Source organism: Cardiobacteriaceae bacterium TAE3-ERU3 (assembly GCA_019218315.1).
Taxonomy (GTDB): domain Bacteria; phylum Pseudomonadota; class Gammaproteobacteria; order Cardiobacteriales; family Cardiobacteriaceae; genus JAHUUI01.
On sequence record JAHUUI010000004.1, the window covers coordinates 152,245 to 176,866 of the forward strand.

At 50.2% G+C, this 24,622-nt stretch carries 25 protein-coding genes; 12 read left to right on the forward strand and 13 right to left on the reverse strand.

What is annotated here, in order from left to right; translation table 11 throughout:
- The first annotated feature begins 50 nt into the window (after positions 1–50).
- Both KRX19_09195 and KRX19_09200 read left to right on the forward strand, forming a co-directional pair.
- On the forward strand, positions 51–599 hold the full coding sequence (locus tag KRX19_09195; protein MBV7435196.1) for a DNA glycosylase: 549 nt from the start codon (positions 51–53) through the stop codon (positions 597–599).
- Positions 596–1,228, forward strand: coding sequence for a hypothetical protein (locus KRX19_09200; GenBank protein ID MBV7435197.1), 633 nt, complete (start codon positions 596–598; stop codon positions 1,226–1,228). The genes KRX19_09195 and KRX19_09200 overlap by 4 nt, the downstream gene beginning before the upstream one ends.
- A gap of 94 nt (positions 1,229–1,322) precedes the next feature.
- Here KRX19_09200 and KRX19_09205 read toward each other — a convergent pair whose 3' ends face one another.
- Together KRX19_09205 and KRX19_09210 are read right to left on the reverse strand one after the other, a co-directional pair.
- Complete coding sequence (locus KRX19_09205; GenBank protein MBV7435198.1) at positions 1,323–1,796, reverse strand: hypothetical protein; 474 nt, start codon at positions 1,794–1,796, stop codon at positions 1,323–1,325.
- An 18-nt stretch (positions 1,797–1,814) separates the two neighbouring features.
- The gene (locus KRX19_09210) at positions 1,815–2,660 is read right to left on the reverse strand and encodes a hypothetical protein (protein MBV7435199.1); all 846 of its coding nucleotides are present in this window, start codon (positions 2,658–2,660) and stop codon (positions 1,815–1,817) included.
- Between the two features lie 308 nt (positions 2,661–2,968).
- Between KRX19_09210 and KRX19_09215 the strand changes: the two genes are divergently transcribed.
- On the forward strand, positions 2,969–3,511 hold the full coding sequence (locus KRX19_09215; GenBank protein MBV7435200.1) for a superoxide dismutase family protein: 543 nt from the start codon (positions 2,969–2,971) through the stop codon (positions 3,509–3,511).
- A gap of 117 nt (positions 3,512–3,628) precedes the next feature.
- Here KRX19_09215 and KRX19_09220 read toward each other — a convergent pair whose 3' ends face one another.
- Positions 3,629–5,380: a lysophospholipid acyltransferase family protein gene (locus KRX19_09220; protein MBV7435201.1), complete on the reverse strand. Its 1,752-nt coding sequence runs from the start codon at positions 5,378–5,380 to the stop codon at positions 3,629–3,631.
- Positions 5,381–5,724: 344 nt separating this feature from the next.
- Here KRX19_09220 and asd point away from each other — a divergent pair, with 344 nt between their 5' ends.
- Both asd and rnhA read left to right on the forward strand, forming a co-directional pair.
- Positions 5,725–6,558: an archaetidylserine decarboxylase gene (asd, locus tag KRX19_09225; GenBank protein ID MBV7435202.1), complete on the forward strand. Its 834-nt coding sequence runs from the start codon at positions 5,725–5,727 to the stop codon at positions 6,556–6,558.
- Positions 6,551–7,015, forward strand: a complete 465-nt coding sequence (gene rnhA, locus KRX19_09230) for a ribonuclease HI (GenBank protein MBV7435203.1) — start codon at positions 6,551–6,553, stop codon at positions 7,013–7,015. The genes asd and rnhA overlap by 8 nt, the downstream gene beginning before the upstream one ends.
- A gap of 140 nt (positions 7,016–7,155) precedes the next feature.
- On the opposite strand, the gene KRX19_09235 is transcribed toward rnhA, so the two are convergent.
- On the reverse strand, positions 7,156–7,695 hold the full coding sequence (locus tag KRX19_09235) for a shikimate kinase (protein ID MBV7435204.1): 540 nt from the start codon (positions 7,693–7,695) through the stop codon (positions 7,156–7,158).
- 201 nt (positions 7,696–7,896) lie between these two features.
- On the opposite strand from KRX19_09235, the gene KRX19_09240 reads away from it, so the two are divergent.
- A complete protein-coding gene (locus KRX19_09240) occupies positions 7,897–8,304 on the forward strand; it encodes an OsmC family protein (protein MBV7435205.1) in 408 nt (135 codons plus the stop codon).
- Positions 8,305–8,385: 81 nt separating this feature from the next.
- Here the strand turns inward: KRX19_09240 and KRX19_09245 are convergent, their stop codons facing one another.
- Positions 8,386–8,886: a hypothetical protein gene (locus KRX19_09245; GenBank protein MBV7435206.1), complete on the reverse strand. Its 501-nt coding sequence runs from the start codon at positions 8,884–8,886 to the stop codon at positions 8,386–8,388.
- Between the two features lie 107 nt (positions 8,887–8,993).
- Here KRX19_09245 and KRX19_09250 point away from each other — a divergent pair, with 107 nt between their 5' ends.
- Entirely contained in the window at positions 8,994–9,449 is a 456-nt protein-coding gene (locus KRX19_09250) for a hypothetical protein (protein ID MBV7435207.1), read from the forward strand.
- A 129-nt stretch (positions 9,450–9,578) separates the two neighbouring features.
- Here the strand turns inward: KRX19_09250 and purE are convergent, their stop codons facing one another.
- The 4 genes from purE to KRX19_09270 all read right to left on the reverse strand — a co-directional run bounded on the left by purE (position 9,579) and on the right by KRX19_09270 (position 12,469).
- Positions 9,579–10,082 (reverse strand): 5-(carboxyamino)imidazole ribonucleotide mutase, encoded by a 504-nt coding sequence (gene purE, locus KRX19_09255; GenBank protein MBV7435208.1) that lies wholly within the window; start codon positions 10,080–10,082, stop codon positions 9,579–9,581.
- The gene (locus KRX19_09260; GenBank protein MBV7435209.1) at positions 10,075–11,199 is read right to left on the reverse strand and encodes a 5-(carboxyamino)imidazole ribonucleotide synthase; all 1,125 of its coding nucleotides are present in this window, start codon (positions 11,197–11,199) and stop codon (positions 10,075–10,077) included. The genes purE and KRX19_09260 overlap by 8 nt, the downstream gene beginning before the upstream one ends.
- A gap of 94 nt (positions 11,200–11,293) precedes the next feature.
- Positions 11,294–11,851 (reverse strand): L-threonylcarbamoyladenylate synthase, encoded by a 558-nt coding sequence (locus tag KRX19_09265; protein ID MBV7435210.1) that lies wholly within the window; start codon positions 11,849–11,851, stop codon positions 11,294–11,296.
- 12 nt (positions 11,852–11,863) lie between these two features.
- Positions 11,864–12,469, reverse strand: coding sequence for a transglycosylase SLT domain-containing protein (locus KRX19_09270; GenBank protein ID MBV7435211.1), 606 nt, complete (start codon positions 12,467–12,469; stop codon positions 11,864–11,866).
- 88 nt (positions 12,470–12,557) lie between these two features.
- Here KRX19_09270 and KRX19_09275 point away from each other — a divergent pair, with 88 nt between their 5' ends.
- The 4 genes from KRX19_09275 to nrdR all read left to right on the forward strand — a co-directional run bounded on the left by KRX19_09275 (position 12,558) and on the right by nrdR (position 17,695).
- Positions 12,558–14,204, forward strand: a complete 1,647-nt coding sequence (locus KRX19_09275; GenBank protein MBV7435212.1) for a glutamine--tRNA ligase/YqeY domain fusion protein — start codon at positions 12,558–12,560, stop codon at positions 14,202–14,204.
- A 314-nt stretch (positions 14,205–14,518) separates the two neighbouring features.
- On the forward strand, positions 14,519–15,892 hold the full coding sequence (locus KRX19_09280) for an MATE family efflux transporter (GenBank protein MBV7435213.1): 1,374 nt from the start codon (positions 14,519–14,521) through the stop codon (positions 15,890–15,892).
- Positions 15,893–15,954: 62 nt separating this feature from the next.
- The gene (locus KRX19_09285; protein MBV7435214.1) at positions 15,955–17,208 is read left to right on the forward strand and encodes a serine hydroxymethyltransferase; all 1,254 of its coding nucleotides are present in this window, start codon (positions 15,955–15,957) and stop codon (positions 17,206–17,208) included.
- A 16-nt stretch (positions 17,209–17,224) separates the two neighbouring features.
- On the forward strand, positions 17,225–17,695 hold the full coding sequence (gene nrdR, locus KRX19_09290) for a transcriptional regulator NrdR (protein MBV7435215.1): 471 nt from the start codon (positions 17,225–17,227) through the stop codon (positions 17,693–17,695).
- Positions 17,696–17,755: 60 nt separating this feature from the next.
- Here nrdR and KRX19_09295 read toward each other — a convergent pair whose 3' ends face one another.
- The 4 genes from KRX19_09295 to KRX19_09310 all read right to left on the reverse strand — a co-directional run bounded on the left by KRX19_09295 (position 17,756) and on the right by KRX19_09310 (position 23,014).
- Positions 17,756–18,745, reverse strand: a complete 990-nt coding sequence (locus KRX19_09295) for an FAD:protein FMN transferase (GenBank protein MBV7435216.1) — start codon at positions 18,743–18,745, stop codon at positions 17,756–17,758.
- A 127-nt stretch (positions 18,746–18,872) separates the two neighbouring features.
- Positions 18,873–20,234, reverse strand: coding sequence for an ankyrin repeat domain-containing protein (locus KRX19_09300; GenBank protein ID MBV7435217.1), 1,362 nt, complete (start codon positions 20,232–20,234; stop codon positions 18,873–18,875).
- 44 nt (positions 20,235–20,278) lie between these two features.
- A complete protein-coding gene (locus KRX19_09305) occupies positions 20,279–22,459 on the reverse strand; it encodes a PepSY domain-containing protein (protein ID MBV7435218.1) in 2,181 nt (726 codons plus the stop codon).
- Between the two features lie 36 nt (positions 22,460–22,495).
- Positions 22,496–23,014 carry a DUF2271 domain-containing protein gene (locus tag KRX19_09310; protein MBV7435219.1) on the reverse strand — a complete coding sequence of 173 codons (519 nt, stop codon included), beginning with the start codon at positions 23,012–23,014 and terminating at the stop codon, positions 22,496–22,498.
- 486 nt (positions 23,015–23,500) lie between these two features.
- On the opposite strand from KRX19_09310, the gene ribD reads away from it, so the two are divergent.
- Positions 23,501–24,592: a bifunctional diaminohydroxyphosphoribosylaminopyrimidine deaminase/5-amino-6-(5-phosphoribosylamino)uracil reductase RibD gene (gene ribD, locus KRX19_09315; GenBank protein MBV7435220.1), complete on the forward strand. Its 1,092-nt coding sequence runs from the start codon at positions 23,501–23,503 to the stop codon at positions 24,590–24,592.
- The last annotated feature ends 30 nt before the right edge of the window (positions 24,593–24,622 follow it).

Here is a 24,622-nt window from a genome sequence, read left to right on the forward strand (position 1 = left end):
CGTCGCAAACTAACGCACCGGCCGTCGAAAGCCACCCGTTTGCCGCGATCATGCCGCCACATGCTACCGTCATGATGAGTGGCAGTATGCCACCACGCCCTGAAAAATGGTGTATGCCGTTTCACTACCCCAACTTCTACAACGATATGTGGCGCATCTACGGGCTGGTCTTTTTTAACGACGCGGCACATTTTCAAGTCGGCGAAGAACACCGCTTCGATCCGGAACGCATCCGCGACTTTCTCTACCAACGCGGCATTGCCCTCGTCCCCACGGTCAGAAAAGCGATTCGTGAACACGGCAACGCCTCGGACAAACACCTCACCATCGTCGAAACCGTCGATCTCGCCACCACCATCGCGCAACTGCCCGACTGCCGCTGGATCATGACCACTGGCGGCAAAGCCACCGACATCATCCTCAGCCTCTGTGAGCACGAAGACAAAGCGCCGAAAACCAACCAAAGCATTCCTATTCATATTGACGAACGATCGCTTACGCTCTACCGCCTACCATCTACCTCACGCGCTTATCCACTCGCACTAGCAAAAAAAGCCGACGCTTATCGCACCTTCTTCCAACTCGCTGGACTACTATGAACAAAATCTTCCTTGCCGCCTCACTCGCCGCTGTCATCCACACTGCCGATGCGGCCGACATGCTTATTCACGCTGCCGGCGACGAGCAACCCCTCGCTCTCGAACACGATGCCTTCCGCATCAGTGAACAGAAAGCCACCAACCTCCTCGCGACAATGCTTTTCACCGAACTACTCAAGGACAGTGGTATGCGATACAGCATCGCCAGTGATGCACCTATTTTGCAAGAACTTGGCGCGGCACCCGAAGCAGACGGCTGCACCTTGCTCGCAGTAGAATTGCACTTCAACCCTGAAGACCAGCCGGACGGCGCTGGCACAGGCCTATGGATTGCCACCGACCCTGAAGACGAAACCGCCAGCGAACTCGCGCAATACGTTCTCGAAACATGGACGACAAAAACCCACAGCCCATACCGTAGCGTACCGCTACACCACGTCCAGCCCGATGCCTATAGCGACCCATATAGCGGCGAAAGTTGCCCGGCAATCTACGTCAATCTCGATACCTTCAGCACGAGTGATCCCAATCTGTGGCCTACCCAGGCACAATCCATGCAGTACTACGCGCGCGACCTAGCGCATGCGATCAATGCCGCATTGAATCTTCAGGCAATGGAAAATAAATGAGATTAATATGGCATCTTTAATGTCATGCAAATTTTTAAAATTCGGCTTTATATCAGGACAAGAGTGATAATAAATAGGGTCATGTGAAGTTCTATCATTTTCTCATTTTTTGCCGTATAAATAGATACAAAAGATAGATTGACGAGATGATAAAAGTTAAAAGATAAAGCAATCTATTCCTGAAATTTAGGCATATATTATTTTCTGCATAATGATCTCTGATCAGGCCTGTTTTCATAAATTGATAGATTTTATCTTCAAAAAAGACAGTCGATTTCGTCATACATTGAACAAAGCCAAACACATATATTTCAGATGGTTTTTCAAGACACAGTTGCGGGTGTTCATCACACATAACAGAATATAAATTCCCATTATTCACAAAGCGAATTTCTTTTACCGTTCCATTTTTATTGAAAAAATAATGTAACTTATGATTGTGCTTTATATACGTAAATTGATTATCTGCTTGTATAAGCCTTGGCGAGATAAAAAGTAAGAAAGAACTCATTAAAAGCCAGCAAATTGATATAGCTGTTAATAGTTTTCTTGCCTCTAATATTTTCACTTATATTCCTGAAAATAATCAGTCAGTACTAATCGCTGCATTCACCAAAATACTAACACTCAGGCTTTCGCCTTGTAATAAGGGCCGATTAATTCGCGCAGTTTCCAGACAGAGCATTTCTTTATAAGCATCGTCGCGCATGGCGCTTGGTGTGTTATACCACGGGTTCCACAGCACCGTATCGCTGGCGTTTTTGTGGACCAAAGTAATGGTGCGCTGGTTACCATGATCATGAATGCATTGCACCGGCTGTTCAATTTGATAGATACAATCTGTCGGTGCGTCAATCTCGCGCGGGGACGGTACTTCGCTTTGCTGTTGTGCATTGGCATCAAAACAGCTGGTCGGCAAGCCGGAAACGTGGGTTTGCGTGATGTCGCCAATCTGGAAATAGCTGTGTAGCGCAGCTTGCGCCCGGGTGTCGCGTTGATGGGTCAGGGTTAGCATGCAAGCCTCGCCAAGCTGTATGTGCAGGGTCGCTTCCAGACCATGATCGTCATAAAGCCCGAACAGCAGAATCGCGCCTTCATCGCCGATTTGCCAATCATCGAGCGACCAGTTGCGAATCCGCGCCGTACCGTGCGCCGGTTCACCATCTGCTTTGCCAAACCACGGATAACATATCGGCACGCCACCGCGAATGGCATGACCGGCTTTAAATGGTTCCACCTCGCTTAGCCAGATCACATTTTGCTTCACTGTCGCGGGTCGCCAATGCAACAATTGCGCGCCCTGTAGTGACACTGCTGCCTCACAATGCGCATGACTGAGCACCAACACATCTATCTCGCCACATTGGCGCAGAGTCAAATCTGCATGAAGCGCTTCGCTGACTTCCAGCTTACTGAATATATGATCATTCATCACCAACACCTTTGATTTATTTTCAACCATATCCTTGAGGATAAATTTTAAAGGCTTGACCATCACAAGCAAACAACGGCTTATGTCACACCTAAACACTGCATAAATGTGTACGCGCCAATGTGTACGTGCCTTTGCTATATTTTAATTATACATTTGCTTTCTTGCCCCATAATCTAAAGGCTTAACTATTTCAATGACTATTGCGGCATGCCCAAAGCCCGTATGCCTCTGTCAGGGTTCACGAATTGCCACAATAACCAGTCTACAAATCCTATCTGTTTTACAACATCAACCAGGAATATTTTATGAATATACGTTCTCTTGCTACTACCTGCCTGATATCGACCGCCCTATTCAGTAGTATCGCCGTATCTGCTGCAGAGCAAAAAAGTGCTGATCTATATAATGAATCCGGTGAAACCATTGGCACTGTGAAGCTGACCGATGCACCAAAAGGGGTTATTTTACGCATTGAAGCAAATGGCCTGCCCGCTGGTTGGCACGGCATACATTTCCATGAAACAGGCGATTGCCAACATCCGGAATTCAAAAGTGCTGGCGGCCATGTGCATCACAGCAGTGATGAACTGGTTCATGGCCTGCTGAATCCCGAAGCAAATGATGCCGGCGACTTACCTAACGTCTATGTCAATGAAGATGGTAGCCTGACTGTAGAATTGTATTCAACTTACGTCGGCTTTGATGCCAGCGAGGACAGAGCTGCTTTAATGGATGAAGACGGCGCCGCACTCATTATTCACGTTAACCCTGATGACTATAGCAGCCAGCCAATCGGCGGTGCCGGTGCGCGTATTGCCTGTGCCATTATCAAGGAAGCATCAAAGTAACGTACTATAGCCTGAACCCATAGATGAGAGCCTTTAAAATCAATCATCTATTAACACTTCATACAGGTGTACCACTACGGCACACCTGTTGATATCTACATTTTTTTGGCAAGACAATCAAACCACCATGCCACTCGCCACATCACCGCTATACTCTCGCACAAACGGCGCAATATAGCGCTCGTATTTCTTCGCTTTCATGCGGCTCATGTCCACCACCACAAACCCGTCTACACAAAAACCAAACGCGGGATCAATCGAAAAATCACCAAACACCACCCCGCCTTCGTCACACAGTGCCGCGTAGTGCTTCATCAACGGAGGAATGACCAAATTCATGTGCTTGAGGCGCTTTTTGAGCACTTTTTCAGCCTCGGCACGCGACAATCCGGCGAAATTTTCAGCAATCTTGCGCTGCTGCGCTGGCTTGATCACATACGGATTGCGCGCGCGCACGATCGGCTCGTCCGGCACAAAATAGAGGCGATGGTATCCGACCAGCCAATCCACCGCCTCTTTGGGATATTGTGGCGAAATACTCACCCCGCCGAATAAATAGCGCAGATGTGGACGCGTCGCATAATAAGCGCCAATACCTTGCCACATCATATCGAGTGCGCGGGTATTCCAGTAATCAGGACAAATAAAACCGCGTCCGAGCTCCATCGCCTGATCAAGCCACGACTGATCACCGACAAAATCAAAAAAGCCTTGCGTATAAAGCTGGGCAAGACGCTTTTCACGATGTCCTTTCGCAACCGGCAATACGCGATATGCCCCCATAATCGCTTGGTCTTCTTTATCCCAAACCAGTAAATGCTGATAGTGGCTGTCATAGTGATCCAAATCTCGCGGTTGACCACTGCCCTCACCAACCTGGCGGAAGGAAATTTCACGCAAGCGACCAATTTCCTGCAATAAAATCGGGTTTTTATGCGGCTGATGCAGCAATACGCGGTATTGATCGTTAATTTCACCCAACACTGTTGTCGAGCGGATAGCATGCTGAAGCACTTTGTCATCAACCGGCTGTGCAACCGCCTGTGGTGCGTGGAAAATACCGCCACCATCATCGGCCAGCCCATAGACATGCGCACGAATCAGCATCACAACCTCTGCATCATCAACTGGCAACGATTGCAGCAAGCTAATCGGCAACATCTTGCCCATGTGCAACGTGATGCGCTCATACTGCTCACGCCACATCTCACGCACCAACATCAATGTCGACATGAATGGCAAATAGCGGCTGATGCGGTAAAACCACGGACCATTCAACCCTTCAACATAGATCGGCACAATCGGTGCGTCGCAGCGCTTGGCAATTTGGTAAAACACCTTCGACCACTTGCGATCAGCAATACCATCCGCACCCGCTCGTGACACTTCACCAGCCGGAAAAACAATCACTGCCCCGCCATCTTCCAGCGTTGCCTGAACGCTCTTGATCTGATTGCGAGCGAAGTCGTTCTTCCATACGTTGACTGGAATAATATACGGCGCCAGCGGTGTTAACGCGCACAGCTGCTCATTGGCAATAATTTTGACGTCATCACGCACGGAGAGCATCGCGTGCAGCAGCATCAGCCCATCAAGACCACCCAATGGATGATTAGCCACCACAACGCAACGACCCTGCGCAGAAATAGCCGCATCAGTATCCATTTTCAGCGTATAGTCCACGCCTAACTCAGCAAAGACCTCCTCGATAAATTCCTTGAGCGGCAAATGTTCATATTGACGGAGAAAATGATTAATTTCTTTCTCTTTGAGCATCCAGCGCAAGAAAGCCACGGCACCCTGCCGTATCACAGGCCAGCGCCAAGCACCTCGTGCTTTACGCTGATACACCTTTTCGATATCAATCATCTTTTCCCCCTCAAACTTCTCAATTCTCATGAAGTCTAGAGTAGAAATGTTACCGCAGCTTTACACACAAAAAAACAAGCTCGTATCATGATTTAAAAGGCAAATCCCGCCACGGCGAACCACACGCTGAAAACCGTAAAAATCATTCAGCGCCAGACCAACACACCGCTGCATCACGCACGGAGTCTGCTGCAATATTTTCTCAATGAGCAGCCTCACCGATAGATGCCATCTGCGCCGCATCAGGCTCGTACTTTTCCTGACACAGAGCACATGCCAACGTCATCACGCCCCAACCGATAAAGCGGCTGACGCACCAATAGCAATTACGCTAGAATACACGCATGAATACGACCCTATACAAACTGATACCGCGGCGCATGATGAGCGCTGCCATGTACCGCCTTGCGCGCGTAACCCATCCTACCCTTAAAAACCGCATTATATCGACATACATGCGGATTACCGGTGCAGATACCAGCTTTGCCGCTGAAAAAGATCCGCACGCTTACACAAGCCTGAACGACTTTTTCACCCGTGCGTTAGCCGATGGAGCACGCCCGATAGACGCTGATCCAGCACACCTCGTCAGCCCCGTAGATGGGCGCTGCGCTATCCATGAAAATCTGCAAGCAGACACCATGCTGCAAGCCAAAGGCATGCCGTATTCAGCGGCACAACTGCTCGGCAGCGAATCGTGGGCCGCGCCTTTTATCAATGGCACCACCGCCACTCTCTATCTCGCCCCAGATGACTACCACCGCATCCACATCCCCTGCGATGCTACCCTCACAGAGATGCGCTTTTGCCCCGGTGACAAGCACAGCGTCGCCCTCTCACTGCTCGACAAAATCCCCAATATCTTTGCTGGCAACGAGCGCGTCGTTTGCATGTTTGATACCGAATTTGGGCGCATGGCGCTGGTCATGGTCGGCGCTCTGAACGTCAGCAGTATTGCCACCGTCTGGCATGGTGACGTACTCAACGCCGCCAACAATACCTATGACTACCGCAACCAGCCGCGCAGCTTCAAAAAAGGTGATGAAATTGGCCGCTTTAACCTCGGCTCGACCGTCATCCTGCTGTTTGAACCAAACAGGATTAACTGGTCTGATGCCGCGCTGAACAAAGCCGACAAAATCCACATGGGCGAAATGATTGCGAGCCGCCATGAGTAGCTCCAGTAAAGATCAGGCACTCAACATCTACACAGATGGCGCATGCAAAGGCAACCCCGGCATTGGCGGCTGGGGTGTGCTGATGCAATTTGGCAAACACGAGAAAACCCTCTGTGGCGCAGAAGCACACACCACCAACAACCGCATGGAACTACAAGCAGCGATCGAAGCACTCAAAGCGATAAAAAGGCCGTGCAAAATCATCCTCACCACCGACTCGGTGTACGTCAAAAACGGCATCACCCAATGGCTGCACTCGTGGAAAAAGAACGGCTGGAAAACCGCACAGAAAAAGCCGGTGCAAAATGTCGAACTGTGGCAAGAACTCGATAGCCTCGCTGCACAGTACGACATCGACTGGCAATGGGTCAAAGGCCACAGCGGTCATCCCGGCAATGAGGTCGCCGACCAGCTCGCCAATCAGGCGATCAAGGAACTGCGTGAGCAACAAGGCTAATGCACTGCTCACTGATATTAGGTCATATTTAGCCTAAAAAGCATATTCCCAATAATACAAACACCCCTTTGAAAAGTTTATATAACGTTCAAAGGGGTGGTGAGATGCAGGCATGCTGCATGAATACCAAAGACGATTAACTACAGCCCTTCACGCTGCAATTCTTCATTCACTCTGGTCAGTAGTTTTTTAAACGACAGCGAGAAGAAATTCGCGTCGGTATCAAGGCGGTAATCTGCCAGCCCTTCATACAAGCCGAGCCGTTCATCACGCAGCTGTTGCAAGCGCTCTGCGACATTCGGTACCTGCGTCAGTGGGCGTCGCTTGTCTGACCCGATACGCTGCATCTGCCTCTCGACCGAAACATCGAGAAACACCACATAGCGCTGCTGGGCAATCAAGCGGCGATTCAGTGCACTGAGCACGATCCCACCACCACAGGCGACAATGCAGTCGTGCGGTTCACTCAGCACTTCAGCGAGGATACCTTCTTCACGGCGACGAAAGCCATCTTCCCCTTCCGTTTCAAAAATCGTCGGAATATCGACACCAGTACGCTCACACAGTGCATGATCGGTATCGACAAAGCGCCAGCGCAATTTACTCGCCAAGCGTTTTCCGAGCGACGTCTTCCCGGCCCCCATAGGGCCAATTAACACTATTTTTCTATTCGGCGTCATCACGCGCCCCAAATTCATAATATGGCGCAATTATAACCATCTAACCCTGTAATGTCCGACTTGTATGAAAAATAATAAACAGTCACCTACTGTTATTAACCTCCACAACGCCATATTCTGGCTCGTATATGACAGATAATTTGATAAGCTATCTTTACGCCCCCAAATAAATGATTCTTTCCCTCACTTCAGGAGAACTTCATGTCTAACACAGCTACTATTCAATACACTGGCAACCTCCACACAGATGCCACCCACAATCAAAGTGGCACCGTCATCTCAACCGACGCACCGACAGACAATGGCGGTAAGGGCGAAGCCTTTTCCCCAACAGACCTCGTTGCCAGCGCCTTGGCAAGCTGCGCATTGACCATCATGGGCCTGAAAGCTGCTTCACTCGGCATCGAGTTCAACGACGTCCGCGCCGAAGTGCAAAAAACCATGGCGGCCAATCCACGCCGAATTAGTGCAATCAGCATTGCATTCCACATCAATCACGACTATCCGCAGGACGTTCGCACCAAACTTGAAGCTGCTGCTCATGCCTGCCCGGTCGCACACAGCCTGAGTGCAGACCTCGAGCAAACTTTCACATTCCACTACGCCTAAGCTCATCAAAGTAGGCGCATAAAAAATCGGGGTAATACACATTACCCCGATAAATAGATCACAATGGCACGCTACCTACAGTTAGCTTGCTACATCTCGTGCCTTCTCCCAAGCATTCTGCATCTCGTTAAATACCTGCTCACTATCTGCATCCAACCAATGAAGCAATAGCAAAATACTAACCACTTCACCATGATGTTTTTCTGGCAATGATGCACCCACACTCGGGAAGTTCCGCTGCAACGCCCCACGATGAAATTCGATAAAAACACTACCGCCACCTTCACTGCGCGGCAACCAAGTCAGCTCTTCAATGTCTTGCCAATAAATAAAACCAACTCTAGGCAACGTCTTTTCTTCACACAAAGCATACGTCCATTTCACGCCTTGTTCGTTAAAAACGAGCGGCGGTTTGCGCTGTATCCAAATAACCACCAATGGCATCAAGACAAACAGCAGCCACACGGGCTGAAATGTAGCATTTTTATAAAATGCCCAGCCCATCAGCGCCGCAACAAACAAGCTAAACCCAGCCAATACCGCTGTCCGGCGGCTATCATAGCGTCGATGGTAAATCTGCATTGCACACTCCTTGGATTCCACAAAAAATCATTCAATCAATTTCTTTGCTATTATCGTCGAAAATATTCTTCCAATCTCACGCTTTGTTAGCAAACTGAAGGCATACAATGCAATTACGCTGGTCATTCTGGATACTATGGGTCATCGTCAATGCCATTACCAGCTTTTTTTGGGCGGTCTTTTTAGGCAACTCATTACCTTATTTAGCCGGTATATTGAGTGGCGTTGTCTGTTTTATCGTCTTTTATACATTGCTTGATGGTTATCTAGCCAAACATCAGCATTTTTCAGGTCAACGCGCATTAGTCCGTGGCGTCTATATCAAAGCAGGTCTGCAGGTACTCAATCTATTCGCCATCAATAATCTGCCACCATTTATCCCCGAAATATGGGCTGGCTCAGCAGCCATTATGCTGGTGGATAAGCTGGTCCATGAGTCCGATTCATTTTTATTTGCCCTGCTAACAACCTTGCTGACAGGTGCATTTTTATCTGTAATAGTCGGCGCAATCAGCTTGGTGATATGGGTATGCACAACAGACAAGGCCAAGCCAAAAAACTAACAGACTCATGATAAAAAACTTTTCAGGCGAAGATTCCATGCGCTACTTAGCCAAGTATGGCATCACAATCCATGGCATTGACAACGCATGGTTCACACATGAATACTTCGATTTACATCATGATACTGATCAATAATCGCAGGGATATTTATCTTTCAGCCCTTCGGCTTTTTCCAGCACCATCGCATTCATTTCGTCCTGATACGCCGCCATACGACCACGTAGAGTTTCATCACTTATGCCGAGCATACGCACTGCGAGCAATCCGGCATTTTTTGCCCCGTCCAATGCGACAGTCGCAACTGGCACACCACCCGGCATTTGCAAAATAGAAAGCACAGAATCCCAGCCGTCAATTGAGTTGCTCGAAAGCACCGGCACGCCAATCACCGGCAACGGCGTCAATGAAGCAAGCATACCCGGCAAATGCGCTGCACCACCGGCGCCGGCAATAATCACTTGTAATCCACGATCTGCCGCAGTACGACCATAATCAATCAAGCGCTCTGGGGTGCGGTGCGCCGAAACGATGGTGACTTCATACTCCACGTCAAACTGGCGACATACAGCAATAGCATCATCCATGACGCGCAGATCGCTGTCGCTCCCCATCACAATCCCTACTTTAGCCACGAGCACTTACCTCCGCATACGATTTAATTTTTTCGACTTTTTGCATCAATACTTCATCGCTTGCCGCGAGCACCGTCACATGGCCCATCTTTCGCCCCGGGCGCGTTTCAGATTTACCGTACCAATGAACCGATACTTCATCCATACCTAGCAGCATATCAAGGTGCGGCATCACCGCCTCTCCTTGATGTCCATCTGCACCAATCAGGTTAACCATTGCTGCTGGGCGATAGAGCTGTACCGTACCGAGTGGCTGATTAGCGAGAATACGCCACATCTGGTCAAACTGTGAACTTGGGCAAGCCTCAATAGTCAAATGCGCACTATTGTGGACACGCGGTGCGGTTTCATTGACCCAAACTTCACCTTCCGTATCAATAAACATTTCTACTGCAAAGACACCAGGGCTAGCCAGCGCCAAGACGGTATCTTCGGCCAATGCCATGATCCGTTCGCGTTGGTGATCCTTAATGATGGCCGGTGCCTTGACGACATCGACCAAATTAAGCGCATCATTGAACAGCATTTCCACCACTGGATAACAGATCACATCGCCAGCACCATCTGTCGCGACGAACACTGCTACTTCCTTGGCAATCGGGCACATCGCTTCAATCACCGAAGGGATATCCCACAGTTTTTCCAAGTCCTCTTCACTGCGCAGCACTTGCACGCCTTTACCGTCATAGCCGCCAGTGCGTGCTTTCTGCACAAAAGGCAATGGAATGCGCTCCAGATCTAGCTCATCACAGCCGGCAATCAGATAAAAGTCCTGAGTGGCAATGCCTCGATCTGCATAAAACTGCTTTTGTGTACCCTTGTCCTGAATCATTTCCAGCACACGTGGCTCGGGAATAACGCGCTTACCCTGATCTTTCAGCTTGCGCAGCGCAGCAACGCTGACATGCTCAATTTCAATACCAACCACATCAAGATCACGAGCAAAATCAAGCACCGTCTGCTCGTCGTTAAAGTCACCCTGAACAAAGTGATCAGCCATCGTTGCTGAGGGCGCATCAGCTGCAGGATCAAGCACGCTGATCGAGCAAGGATAATTGGCAGCTGCTTGCAAGAACATCCGCCCCAGTTGACCGCCGCCAAGAATACCAATTTTCATAAACGCTCCCCGCCATTATGCGGAAATACAAAAAGCGAATCTTATCGCAGCTTGGCATGGCTGCCAAACTACCTAAGCCATTTAATCAAGTCATTTAGTCGCGCAGAACCTGTCCACTACGCCAATCGACAATCCGACTCGGGCGCATAGCATCACCAAGCGGAGCATCAATCACCATCATATCCGGGAAAATGGCTTGCACTTCTGCGACACTACGCGCTGGTAATTCACCGGGCAAATTGGCCGAAGTCGAAATGATTGGCCGCCCCAAGCAAGCGCATAAAGCACGCACAACCGGATGCGAACTGCGGCGAATGGCAATACCACCGTCACGATGGCGCACACCTTGTGGCACTTGATCACTGGCCGGCAGAATAAACGTCGTTGCGCGGGTCGCCGATGCCGCGTCCAATCCAGTAAAATCAGCTGCGCTTAGGCCGTCCACCCAGCCAGCGCACTGCGACCAATCACTCACCACCACAACCATCCCTTTACCCACATCACGCCCTTTTTTCAAGCGCAATACCTCAGTGGCCACAGCCGGATTAGCAGCATCACCACCGATACCAAATACACCTTCAGTCGGATAAGCGATGACTGCCCCATCACGCAGTGCCGCCGATACCTCAGCGTGATCTTGAGGCCAATACATTACAGGCATAATTTATAAAGGGCAGGTAAAGAGCTGCGCCTGATACATCATCGCACGATCAACCACTTTATCCGTCACCGTCAGTAACCACGGTTTGCCGATAAAGCTCGCCTGCTCATAGCCACCCAATCCTTCGTGGTAAGCGAGATATTGATTGCGCACGTCATTGAGCTCAATACCGTTGCGGATGCGGTTCTGGTGCGCATACCAGCCCATAAAATCGGTCGCGTCGTCAAAGCGCTCACGCGAGGTATTAACCCGTCCGCGTTTCAGCTCATACCATTCCCACGTCGGTTCTTTCACCTGCGCCAGCCCATACGCTTGCGATTTACTCATTGCAGTCGGGTTAAAGCGCGACTCCTGATACATAAACGCCAGTACATACCACGGCTCAATTTGCCAATTGTGGCGCAGCTCCTGCAAAGCCTCACGCCAATGCGGACGAGCCGCAAGCAAGGCACAAGCATCATCCTGCTGCGCTACTGACGGCTGCTGTTCACGCGCAAAACGCGCATCACGGTACGGATAAAATGCGCCTTTTGCCGCATCGTTCAATGCAACCTTTTCTGGCTGTGAATCAGGCTGACTGCCACAGCCAATCAACAGTAATGCCAGCATCATTCCCAGTAACCGCATCAAGCGCCCCCTTGTCATGGTGTCAAATCTGCTAAAATAGCGCATTTTAGCATCGGTACAGGCAAACACCATGAGCGATACCCCCGCAGCAGCCAATTTCATTAAAAACATCATCACAGAAGACGTCAGTAACGGTAAGAATGGCGGCAAAGTCGCCACTCGCTTTCCACCGGAGCCTAACGGCTACCTGCACCTAGGCCACGTTAAATCCATATGCCTTAACTTTGGTATGGCAGAAGACTTCAAAGGCCACTGCAACCTGCGCTTTGACGACACCAACCCCGCCAAGGAAGACGTCGAGTATATGGACGCGATCAAAAAAGACGTCCAATGGCTCGGCTTTGAATGGGCGAACCTGCACCACGCATCTGACTATTTCGCACAACTGCTCGACTACGCCTATCAGCTGATTGACAAAGGCCTTGCTTATGTCGATTCACAGGACGGCGAAACCATCCGCAGCCAACGTGGCACCCTCACTGAGCCCGGCACTAACAGCCCCTACCGCGAACGCAGTGTCGAAGAAAACCGCAAGCTGTTTGACGACATGGTCGCTGGAAAATACGCCGATGGCGAGCACGTCCTGCGCGCCAAAATCGACATGGCTGCACCAAATATCAACCTGCGTGACCCCGTCATTTACCGCATCCGCCACCTTGCGCACTTCCATGCTGGCGACCAGTGGAAAGTCTACCCAATGTATGACTACACCCACTGCCTATCGGATATGATCGAAGGCATCACCCACTCATTGTGCACCCTCGAATTTGAAGACCACCGCCCACTCTACGACTGGTATCTCGACGCACTCGATACCCCGTGCCATCCACAGCAGATCGAGTTCTCGCGCCTCAACCTCGAATATACCGTTCTTTCCAAGCGCCGCTTGATCCAACTGGTCACCGAAGGCCATGTCAACGGCTGGGACGACCCGCGTATGCCAACTGTTGCCGGTCTGCGCCGCCGCGGCATTAGCCCCAAAGCGTTGCGTGATTTCTGTCGCTCAATCGGCATCAGCAAAGCCGATGGCACCGTTGCCATGAGCCACTTTGAATCAGTGATCCGTGACGACCTCAACCAAAATGCTGCACGCCGCATGGTCGTCCTTGACCCAATCAAAGTCACCATCACCACACTCAATGAAGGCCACGAGCAAATGCTCACCCTGCCCAACCATCCGCAAAACCCGGAGATGGGCGAACGTGAAGTCCCATTCTCAAACGTCCTTTACATCGAGCGTGAAGACTACAGCGATAATCCACCAAAAAAATGGAAGCGCCTCGCCGAAGGGCAAGCCGTACGCCTACGCGGCAGCTACGTCATCACCTGTAATGAAGTCATCCGCGACGAAAAAGGCAACGTCACTGAACTCAAGTGTAGCCACGATCCGGCCACTCTTGGCAAAAACCCCGAAGGCTATAAGCCTAACGGCGTTATTCACTGGGTCAGCGCCGCACACGCCAAAGATGCTGAAGTACGCCAATACGGATTACTGTTCAATCAGCCCAACCCAATGGCAGCCGACCACTTCCTTGATACGCTCAACCCGGACTCGCTGACCATCCTCGACAACGCCAAAGCCGAACCGGCTGCTGCGGAAGATGCCGGCACTGTCTATCAATTCGAGCGTCAGGGCTACTACACCATCGACCCGGACAGTACAGACAGCAAACTGGTCTTCAACCTCACAGTTGCCCTACGCGACAGCTGGAAGTAACTCAATCATGGCGCCTACCAACTACGGTAGGCGCTCTTTCCCAATGACCCATTTGCTTCCTGCAATACGTCAACAGCACGACCATTTCATAAAAAAGAAGAGTTGCGACCATCTTCATCGCCATTTCTTCTACTGGCATGAACTCGCAGACCAGCTTCATAAAGCTGCCATACTCTGACACCTTTTGAACCACTGTTCCCTTAGTGGTATTGAACACACCGTATCTGGCATAATCTGCATTCCAACCACCAAAATACCATTGCCATATTTAAGTATTTAAACGACCACAAAAATACAACTTGGCAAAGACAACCATGCCTTCAATCCTATCTAACATCCGCCCGATGCTGACACTGGCATTGCCATTGATCGCAACCAACATCGCCTATGTAGCCCTGACTACAATTGACCTTGTTGTACTTGGCGCACTGGGTGCAATGGAATTGGCAGCCGGTGGCTTGGCAATTGCCTTATTTAACCAATTCCGTACCGCAGGAGCAGGTGTGGTCACTGGCTTAAGTAACCTCACTGCAGAGGAGTCTCTGAGTCAGGGTGGCCCAAAGCGCATCTATGCACTGCTCGGTGCCGGAATCTTTTGGGCTATAGTCTGCTCCCTATTATTTATAGTACTGCTCTACAATATTTCTATATTGCTGCGCTGGGCTGGTCAGTCACCTGAAGTCATCGTGCAATGCAGCGCTTTTCTTGCCATTATTGCACCAGCCATGCTGCCAGCATTACTTGTTCAGGCTCTGCGCCATTTCAGCACCGGATTAAAACGCCCCGGACCATTATTTTGGATGATGGCTTCATCTATCGTACTGAGTATATTGTCTAATTACGTACTGGTATTTGGTCATTTCGGCTTTCCAGCACTGGGCTTCCGTGGTGCTGCGATAAGCACCCTGTTTACGCTAAGCGCATCTCTGCTAATTATGTACGTCATGCTACAGCAAGACAAAAAGCTGAAACCCTGGCTACATCTGTCACAGATCACATTTGAACGGTGGGCAATTGGTGCTGTATTTCGCCTCGGATTGCCAGTTGCATTGACCAACGTTGCCGAAGCAAGCTTCTTTACAGTACTCGCACTAATGATAGGTACACTTGGCGTTGATGCGCTCGCCGCACAAACTATCGTTAATCAGGTCATCTTCATGGTATTCATGATTTCAGCTGGCTTCTCCCATGCTGCATCAATACACATCAGCGAAGCCTTTGCACACAAAGCTTGGCAACAAGCACATATTGAAGCACGCACAGCAATCACCTTGGCGCTTCTACCTTGCATACTGATTGCAGCGCTGTATCTGTGGATACCCGAACACATTATCCGCGCGCTAATGTCTGGCGAAGCACAAAGCGCAACCGCATTCCAACTTGCCGTACATGGGTTATGGTTTGCTGCGCTACTGCAAATATTCGATGCCGGGCAAATCATCGGTTCCGGTATTTTACGAGGACTAAACGACACCGTCACACCACTCAAATGGTCGCTTATTGGCTATTGGCTAATTGGCATACCTACTGCCTGGCTACTTGGCTTGGTGCTAGATTTTGGTATTTATGGCGTATGGACGGGCCTTGGCATCGGGCTTGCTGCAACCGCTACAGCACTACTCTATCTCTTCCACCACCACACCAACTTTCACAGCATTGACAATCAAGCCTCCAGCACATTGCCCTAAAGTAGCGAAAGCGCTAAGATATGCCGCCTACTGCTTAATAACCAACCATACGGAACACTGCTATGTTTAGCAAAGACATGATCATCTCAGGCTTTGATGACGAACTCGACGCGGCTATTAACGCTGAAGCCAAGCGTCAGGAAACCCACATCGAGCTGATTGCCTCAGAAAACTACGCCAGCCCACGCGTGATGGAAGCACAAGGCAGCTGCCTGACCAACAAATACGCCGAAGGCTATCCGGGCAAGCGCTACTACGGCGGTTGCGAGCATGTGGATAAAGTCGAAAGCCTCGCTATTGAACGAGTCAAAACCCTGTTTGGTGCCGATTATGCGAACGTCCAGCCGCATTCTGGCTCGCAGGCCAACGCTGCTGTTTTCCTTGCTTTGCTCGAAGCTGGCGACACTGTTCTCGGCATGGATCTTGCCCACGGTGGCCACTTAACCCACGGTGCATCAGTCAGCTTTTCAGGTCGTACGTACAATGCTGTCCACTACGGCCTCGACAGCAAAACAGGCTTAATTGATTACGATCAGGTGCAGCGTGTCGCCGAAGAACATCAGCCCAAAATGATTATTGCCGGTTACTCTGCTTACTCGCAAGTACTGGACTTCGAGCGCTTCCGCCAGATAGCCGATAGCGCCGGCGCTTATCTTATGGTTGATATGGCACACTTTGCTGGCCTCGTCGCTGGCGGTGTTTACCCTAATCCGATCCCATTTGCAGATGTCGTCACCTCAACCACACACAAAACCTTGCGTGGCCCTCGCGGCGGTATCATCCTCGCAAAATCCAACCCAGATATTGAGAAGAAGCTCAACTCTGCTATCTTCCCAGGCATTCAAGGCGGCCCATTGATGCACGTCATCGCGGCTAAAGCAGTTGCATTCCAAGAGGCACTTGATCCAAGCTTCCGCCAGTATCAAGAGCAAGTGGTTGATAACGCGAAAATCATGGCAAAAGTCTTTATGGCTCGCGGTTATGATGTCGTCTCCGGCGGTACTAAAAACCACCTGATGCTGATCAGCCTGATCAAAAAAGAGCTAACCGGTAAAGCCGCTGATGCTGCGCTGGGTCGGGCACATATTACTGTGAACAAGAACAGCGTACCAAACGATCCACAATCACCATTTGTCACTAGCGGCATCCGCATTGGAACGCCAGCGATCACCACGCGTGGCTTCAAGCAAAACGAATGCAAGCAAGTCGCAACATGGATGTGCGATATTTTGGACGACATCGACAACGAAGAAGTCATCCAGACTGTCCGTGAAAAAGTCAGTGCATTGTGCGCTGAATTTCCCGTTTACTCATAAGCCGGGATAACGCACTTTGTTTTGCCCGGTTTGCGGACATCAAGAAACCAAAGTCATCGATAGTCGCCTGACCCCTGAAGGGGATAAAGTCAGGCGACGTCGTGAATGCTTGAGTGCAGAGTGCGCCAGCCGCTTCACGACTTATGAAGTCGCAGAAATTGCTTTGCCACTCGTCATCAAGCAAAGCGGTAACCGCGAGCAGTTTTCTCACGATAAACTGCGCGCGGGATTACTGCGTGCGGTGGAAAAACGTCCGGTCAGTATCGATACAGTGAATACACTTGTTGACCAAATAGAGCAAAAGCTACGCCATTACGGTGAGCGTGAAGTTCCTTCAAAATTGATCGGGCAATGGGTAATGGATGGCCTAAAAGACATCGACCACGTTGCCTATATTCGCTTCGCTTCGGTCTACCTCAGCTTTGCAGACGTCGAAGCTTTCCAAAAGCTGATCAGCGAGATTCGCCAAGCAGACGATATCTCATAACCCGTAAAGCCTGTCTATTGACCTGACACACTCGTGCAGGCAATAAGTTAGACTATCCTTCTATTCTTTCGTAGTTTTGTGATCTTGATCATCACACACGGCAAGATAGTCCATCCAACGCCGTGAGCGTATTTCGCAGATTCCATCGTCTGTGCGCAGTAGAAATAATGCAGCAATATCATGCTTATCGGCAAATGCCGAACCAGCTTGCCCACCCTGCACAAATAACGCTGTCGCCAGTGCATCAGCACGCATACAGCTTTTATCCATGACGCTCACTGCCAATAGATCACTTTCCAGTGGCGTAGCCGTTTGCGGATTAAAGGTATGGATCGCTGTCTTACCGTCAATACGGTGATGCTTTCGGTAGCCGCCCGAGGTTGCAACTGCCATGTTATCAAGGGCTATATGCCCGTATATGAGCGTCTTGCCCGGCACTGGCAACTCAAGGCCAACTTGCCAAGCCATACCACCTGGACGCTGCCCCTGCGCATAGATTTCACCAGCCGCCTCAACGAGAAAATCACGCACACCCAGCGCTCGCACAGCTTGCGCAGCTCGATCAACAGCAAAGCCTTTGGCTAGTGCAGATAAATTATAACTGCGATCATGATGCTTTTTAATTGCCGGTGGTTCTGTTTGCCAGCTGTAATCTCGGCCTTGCCCAGTAGATAGCCGCACCTGATCCGGCCTGCTTTGTGGTGCTGGCTCGGGGCCAAACCCCCATGCATTTATTGCCTGACCAAGCCCGACATCAAGTGCACCATGAGTATATTCGCGCATCTCCGCAGCTGCACGCATGACCTCAACCATATCCGCAGCCACTTCCACCCAAATATCTTTGGGTGCCCGATTTAGGCGCATCAAATTAGACTCCATTTTGTAGTGGGACATCTGCCGATCCACGCTACTCAATGCATCAAGTGCAGCACTAGCGACTTGTTCACTATCGATACCGGGCACAGGCACATGGCGTAATTGCCACGGGCCACCCATGACGATACCGGCGGCGTGGTGGATTGCATGATCAGTATGTTGATGATCGGTCATATATTTATTCCAAATTAAGCAAAATCGCCAGCCCCGAAAGGCTGGCGAATGGCAAGAATACTCTGCAAAACAGCTCTACCGTCAAACAAAATCATGGCGCAATATTTTGCAGAGCATCACTATGGATCTACTGTGCCAGTTTTTTGGCCACATCGCTGTCAGCCAACGCTTTGTTTTCCTTGATCATGTCTGCAGCTGTATCATCAAAGTCATCAGCGAAGTCTGTATTTGCACCAGATTCGAGCAGGAACTCAACAGCTGCTGCATCGTCCCCTTTCAGAGCGAGATACATCAGGGCACTCATTTTATCACGGTCAACCGCGTTGACATCTGCACCAGCTTCAACCAGCTTTTGCAACGAAGCAAGGCTATGGCCGTTACGTGCAGCAGCAACCAACGCATTTGTGCCTTTTTCATTGACAGCTGTAGCATCAGCGCCAGCGGCAATCAGCATATCAACAATTTCATCACTGCCTTTACGGCTACGGTTACCTGCTTCAATCAGCACTGTATTGCCATCTTCATCAACAACACTAACGTCTGCACCATTGTCGAGCAGCAGCTTAACGACTTCCGGATCATTACGATGGATCGCATACATCAGTGGTGTTTTGCCTTTGTTGTCTGCACGGTTAACGTCCAGTCCCAGTTCGATAAATTTACCGACAACATCAGCAGAGTTGCGATAGGCTGCCTGTGACAGCGCATCACGACCTTCATCTGTGGTGTCTTTTGGATCAAAGCCTTGATCAATCAAGTATTCAACCACAGCAAGCTTGTTGCGGATTGCTGCACGGGAAAGCGCATCTTCACCTTTTTCGGTTTTACTGTCTTTACCGCCAACACGCTCAAGTACCCAATCTACCGCTTCCGGATTTTTGTTGCGGTAAGCAGCGAGCAAGAATGCATTTTCGCCATCATCATTCAATGCTTCAATATCAGATACTTCAGCGAGGTACTTGATGACGTCGAGATTCGGGTTCAAATAGGCGGCGCACAATGCAGCGTTACGGCCACTGTCATCAACGTCATTCGGGTCAAAGCCCTGATCGATGAGATACTTCAGCACTTCTGGATCTTTTTGGCTAAAGGCTGCGTAGCCAAGTACACTTCGGTCTGAAGCATCACGCACGCTAGTATCAGCACCAAGTTCAATGAGGTGCTGTACTACAGGTAAATCCGATCCCGAAGCCGCCCAGAAAATGGCGGGGCGACCATCGTGGCCAATACGGTTAATATCCGCACCCTGCTCGATCAGATAGTCTACAACTTCAACGCTTGCGCCATTGCGCAATGCGTTCATCAGTGGTGTGTAGAGTTTCTTGTCCATGTCGGTAACGTTATTACCTTCTGCGACAGTTTGTTGGACTTTTGCCAAATCGGCATCTTTCCAGTAGTCCCCATCTAGCATAGGGTTATCAGCCAGTGCAGTGTTAAATACGCTCAGTCCGATAGACAGAGCCAGTAAAGAAAGTTTGAATGTACGCATAATATTCTCCTGTTGAGTTTGGCGTAGTGTTTTCGATAAATACATTAATAAACGTCTTCCAGATAGCGATTGCGGCGCTTGAGTTCACTCACGGATGTACCGAGTTCGCTCGCAAGCTGTTCGATTTCGCTGCGCACGGCGGATGCCATTGCCTGCCCTCCACAAACCATGACAGTCGCACCGCTACGCAAGCGCTCAAGCAGATGATCGTGGTCCGCACGGATTTTGTCCTGAACATAATGGCGTTCGCCGATCCTCGACCACGCCACAACGCAGTGATGCAAGCGCTTGCTTTCCAGCCATTGACCAATTTCCTTGCCGTATAGCGCATCCGCATCGGGGTGTCGCCCTCCCCAATACAAATCAAATGGGCGAGCTGCGTTATTCAGGCGAATCATGCCGGTAAATGGTGCAATGCCCGTACCTGCACCGATCATCACTACCGGCCTGCGCGATGGCATGCGGAAACGATCGTTACGCTCTACCGTTACCTCAATCGTCGCCCCATCAGATAACTGACATAGCCACGGTGAACACAACCCACCTTCTTGCAAGCGCACACAAATTTCCAGATAGCCATCATGCTTCGCATCCGAGCCGATAGAGTACAGGCGCGGCACGCTACATTCTGGCGGATAAATAGCGACCAGATCTCCAGGGCGGAATTTAGGCAGCTTGTCCGCACTAAAGCGCAAGACGGCAATCTTCGTACCGATGCTTTCACCATACACTTCCCGTGATGTGAGGGTCAGGGTACGCGTTTTTGGCCGCTTCGGCTCGTAATGCACATCTAGTGGTAAATCAAGCGCTTTGCCCAGATCATCACACCAATGCTCAAAAGTCTGCGCCGACTGTTTATCTACTTTGGTCAATGGCAACAACGGTGCGGCAAATTTCTTTGCCATTGCTGCTTCAACCACTTGCCCAAATGCGCAATACTCAGGAAAAGCCTTGTCACCAAAAGCCAGTACAGCATAGTGCAAACCTTCACTGTGCATTTTTTCCAAGCGAGACAGAAAGCGCCCTGCTGACTTTGGTGCATCACCATTGCCATAAGTTGCCGTCAGTGCCAAAACCCGCTTGAGCTCAGGATAGGCCACACCAAGTGCGTTCATCTCGATAATACGCACCCGTTCACCGGCTGCGTGCAGACCACGGTGCAATGCCTTGGCAAAGCCCCATGTACTGCCACCTTCTGAACCAACCACGATCAGCGTTGTTGCCGTCGTAGCCGAGGCGTTATTCTTGATCCGGCCTTTGCCCTTGCGTTTATTGCGCCACCAAACGATCGCTCCGGTCACGGCAAAAAACGGTACGCTCAGCGATGAGAAGAACAGCACCACCGCCCAGCCGACCGAGCCTTCTGCAGTATGGAAAAACATCACCCAATCCATGACTTTCGCTAAAACGGGTAATGATTCGCGTGAGAGTACATCTCCGGTGAATTGATCTATGAAGACATATTCACTTGCTGTACGCACCGTCCATACATCAAACCAGTCATCAGGGATCGGATAAACGACTTCCCTGACATCAGTGATCGGTATTTCCTGTAAACCGTGCAACGTCCATGGATCAACGTAGTCAAGCTCTTCAAGACTTTCCGGATACGCTGGCGGCTTATCCTCCCCGGAGGAGACCAGATTAAACGTCACAGCTGATAGCCAAAGTGCCGTCAATGCAGTCAAGACTAGTGGCAACAGCGCCCAGCGGCCAAAGGATGCATGCTGGTTAGCCGCACCACGCAAGGAAATGCTGTCAAAAAACTGCCTCCAGCCACCCAGACGACGCAGCAACAAAAATATGCCGGACAAGCACAGCACCGTCATCACGATCCCGCCAGCTGCAGGTAGCAAACGGCCATTTTCACCGAGCAAAAACGAACGATGCAGATCACGCACAAACACGTATAGCTCAGGCTCTTTTTGTCCGCGTACGAACTTGCCGCTATCGAGCGCCAGTGTATCTTCACGCAAGCGACTGTTGCGCGAATAGCTCAGCTTTGCTTCACCAGATGGCAATATTTTCAGGCGTTGCGGTTCAATGCGTTTGTTGGCAGTCGCGATGCGTTCGATCACATCCGCTACCGAAACATCACTGCCCGCACTATCTGTCGTATATGCCTGATAAAGCGGCTGGGTAGAGAGTATTGTGCCGGTCAAAGCCAGTGTCATCACCAACAATGCCCCGAGCAATCCAATCCATGAGTGGATACTGCGCCACATAAGCTACAATCCGTCAGTTACGCTTGCATCATGGAATCAGTCTTCCCACTTGTAGCGGAAATAGCGAATGTAGCCGGTACCGGGAATTTTGTCCTTCATGTGTTCAGAATCCAGCTCGACTTCCACATCCTCTGGGTAGTTGTTTTGATTCTCGACCGAAGTTTCGACTCGGATTTTATAGCCTGCATCGAGAATATCATCATCGAGATCAATACGGATCACATCACGGTCACCAGGAGCGACGGAAGCGCCAGTAATCGCATCAAGGTCCTGCGGTGCACGACCAAGGTACTTCCACCAACGTGGCATATCTTTAAAGAATTGTGGCTTAGATCCAGCAACCCACAAAGTGCGCACATAGCGACCTTCCGGATCGACCAAATACATCGCATAAAATGCTTCGTAGCCTTCATAATCATTGAGCTGAACCAGCAATGTACCTTCAGCAGCCTGACTGACGCCTGGCATTGCCGCAGCAGCAAACATACTCGCAGCAATCGCTTTTTTCAGCGCACTGCGCAACGGGTTTGACAAAAATTGTCGTGATGTTGACATGTATCCTCCATCCTGTAGAAACAAAAAAGCGCTGATCACGAAGTCGTTCCTTTGTAATCAGCATGGCAAAAGCATGAGTCCAGTCGCATGCTTTTCTGTGCGCCAAGCATCCAACCCTATACAGAAAATATCACCAACACTACACATTGCATCTTGGCCGACTAATACCGACGACAAGATCATCACCCAACGATCCAGATGGTGTATGAATACGCATGAGATTTAGATGCATTTAGCGAAAATGCTCAAAAAGACTACGGAACTGATGCTGGCATGTCAATAAACAAGAACCATTCACAACAACAAAAATCTGATAAACTGAACTTATGCTGTTGTTTTGGAATTAAAATCAAAATTTGAACATTTATAATTTTTTATGCATTTTTTGATAAAAAATATTACCCTTATTTATCGATGAACAAATCCTGCATTGAATCGTGCAAAATTTGCCATACTTAACCATCATAATCTGACATCACATTCTTTATGCATCTAACCTACATGCAGCGCACACTCGAACTCGCCAAGCGCGGCCAATTTTCCGCAGCCCCCAATCCGGCCGTTGGCTGCGTCATCGTGCGCAACGGGCAAATTGTCGGCGAAGGATTTCATGAGCGCACTGGTGAGCCACATGCTGAAGTCCACGCCCTGCGCCAAGCCGGCGTACAAGCACGCGGCGCAACCGCTTATGTCACTCTAGAGCCCTGCGCCCATTACGGCCGCACCCCGCCATGTGCGCAAGCACTGATTGACGCTGGCATCGCCCATGTCGTCATCGCCACCCAAGACCCAAATCCATTGGTTGCGGGCAAAGGCATCGCCTTACTCGAAGCAGCAGGGATTACCACCCAATGCGGTATCCTCGAAAAAGAAGCTCACGATCTTAATCGTGCTTTTTTCTACCGCATCACCCACCAGCGCCCCTACGTCCGCTTGAAAATGGCTGCAACTATGGATGGAAAAACCGCCTTACCAAGTGGTGAAAGCCAGTGGATTACCGGAGAAGCCGCCCGCCACGATGCACATTACTGGCGCTTGCGTAGTGACGCGATTATTGCCGGCTGTGGTAGCATCATCGACGACAACGCACGCCTCAGCGCACGCTATCCGACCAAGCTCACTGCCAATCCACCACTCAAAGTCATCATCGACAGCCAACTACGCACGCCCTCTACTGCTGCGGCACTTAGCGATGGACTGCCTACCCTCATTGCCACTACAACTACCGCGCCGGAGCGACATTATCCTGCGCACGTTGAACTGCTGCGCCTGCCAGCCAGCGATGCTGGAAAAGTCCCACTTACGACCCTACTCGACGAACTCGGCGCACGACAAATAAACAGCGTATGGGTTGAGGCTGGCGCTGGGCTTGCCGGTGCGTTCTACACGGCTGCGCTGTATCAGGAAATCATCCTTTATCTTGCACCTTTTTTTCTCGGCGATGGTGCCCGCGGATTGCTCAACGCTGCCCCACCGGCCGTCTTATCTGATAAAATAGCCCACCGAATATCAGACAGCCGTGCTTTGGGTGACGACTGGCGCTTCATCCTAACTCGCGCCGACCAATCCGACTGCTGAACACGCTTTAAAAACAGAGACGACAAGATT

Excerpts from the sequence above, each read along its gene's own strand:
- KRX19_09195 (MBV7435196.1), top strand. The coding sequence starts at position 51 with ATGCCGCCACATGCTACCGTCATGATGAGTGGCAGTATGCCACCACGC.
- KRX19_09200 (MBV7435197.1), top strand. The coding sequence starts at position 596 with ATGAACAAAATCTTCCTTGCCGCCTCACTCGCCGCTGTCATCCACACT.
- KRX19_09210 (MBV7435199.1), bottom strand. The coding sequence starts at position 2,660 with ATGAATGATCATATATTCAGTAAGCTGGAAGTCAGCGAAGCGCTTCAT.
- KRX19_09215 (MBV7435200.1), top strand. The coding sequence starts at position 2,969 with ATGAATATACGTTCTCTTGCTACTACCTGCCTGATATCGACCGCCCTA.
- KRX19_09220 (MBV7435201.1), bottom strand. The coding sequence starts at position 5,380 with ATGATTGATATCGAAAAGGTGTATCAGCGTAAAGCACGAGGTGCTTGG.
- asd (MBV7435202.1), top strand. The coding sequence starts at position 5,725 with ATGAATACGACCCTATACAAACTGATACCGCGGCGCATGATGAGCGCT.
- rnhA (MBV7435203.1), top strand. The coding sequence starts at position 6,551 with ATGAGTAGCTCCAGTAAAGATCAGGCACTCAACATCTACACAGATGGC.
- KRX19_09235 (MBV7435204.1), bottom strand. The coding sequence starts at position 7,695 with ATGACGCCGAATAGAAAAATAGTGTTAATTGGCCCTATGGGGGCCGGG.
- KRX19_09240 (MBV7435205.1), top strand. The coding sequence starts at position 7,897 with ATGTCTAACACAGCTACTATTCAATACACTGGCAACCTCCACACAGAT.
- KRX19_09245 (MBV7435206.1), bottom strand. The coding sequence starts at position 8,886 with ATGCAGATTTACCATCGACGCTATGATAGCCGCCGGACAGCGGTATTG.
- KRX19_09250 (MBV7435207.1), top strand. The coding sequence starts at position 8,994 with ATGCAATTACGCTGGTCATTCTGGATACTATGGGTCATCGTCAATGCC.
- KRX19_09260 (MBV7435209.1), bottom strand. The coding sequence starts at position 11,199 with ATGAAAATTGGTATTCTTGGCGGCGGTCAACTGGGGCGGATGTTCTTG.
- KRX19_09265 (MBV7435210.1), bottom strand. The coding sequence starts at position 11,851 with ATGTATTGGCCTCAAGATCACGCTGAGGTATCGGCGGCACTGCGTGAT.
- KRX19_09270 (MBV7435211.1), bottom strand. The coding sequence starts at position 12,469 with ATGCTGGCATTACTGTTGATTGGCTGTGGCAGTCAGCCTGATTCACAG.
- KRX19_09275 (MBV7435212.1), top strand. The coding sequence starts at position 12,558 with ATGAGCGATACCCCCGCAGCAGCCAATTTCATTAAAAACATCATCACA.
- KRX19_09280 (MBV7435213.1), top strand. The coding sequence starts at position 14,519 with ATGCCTTCAATCCTATCTAACATCCGCCCGATGCTGACACTGGCATTG.
- KRX19_09285 (MBV7435214.1), top strand. The coding sequence starts at position 15,955 with ATGTTTAGCAAAGACATGATCATCTCAGGCTTTGATGACGAACTCGAC.
- KRX19_09295 (MBV7435216.1), bottom strand. The coding sequence starts at position 18,745 with ATGACCGATCATCAACATACTGATCATGCAATCCACCACGCCGCCGGT.
- KRX19_09300 (MBV7435217.1), bottom strand. The coding sequence starts at position 20,234 with ATGCGTACATTCAAACTTTCTTTACTGGCTCTGTCTATCGGACTGAGC.
- KRX19_09305 (MBV7435218.1), bottom strand. The coding sequence starts at position 22,459 with ATGTGGCGCAGTATCCACTCATGGATTGGATTGCTCGGGGCATTGTTG.
- KRX19_09310 (MBV7435219.1), bottom strand. The coding sequence starts at position 23,014 with ATGTCAACATCACGACAATTTTTGTCAAACCCGTTGCGCAGTGCGCTG.
- ribD (MBV7435220.1), top strand. The coding sequence starts at position 23,501 with ATGCATCTAACCTACATGCAGCGCACACTCGAACTCGCCAAGCGCGGC.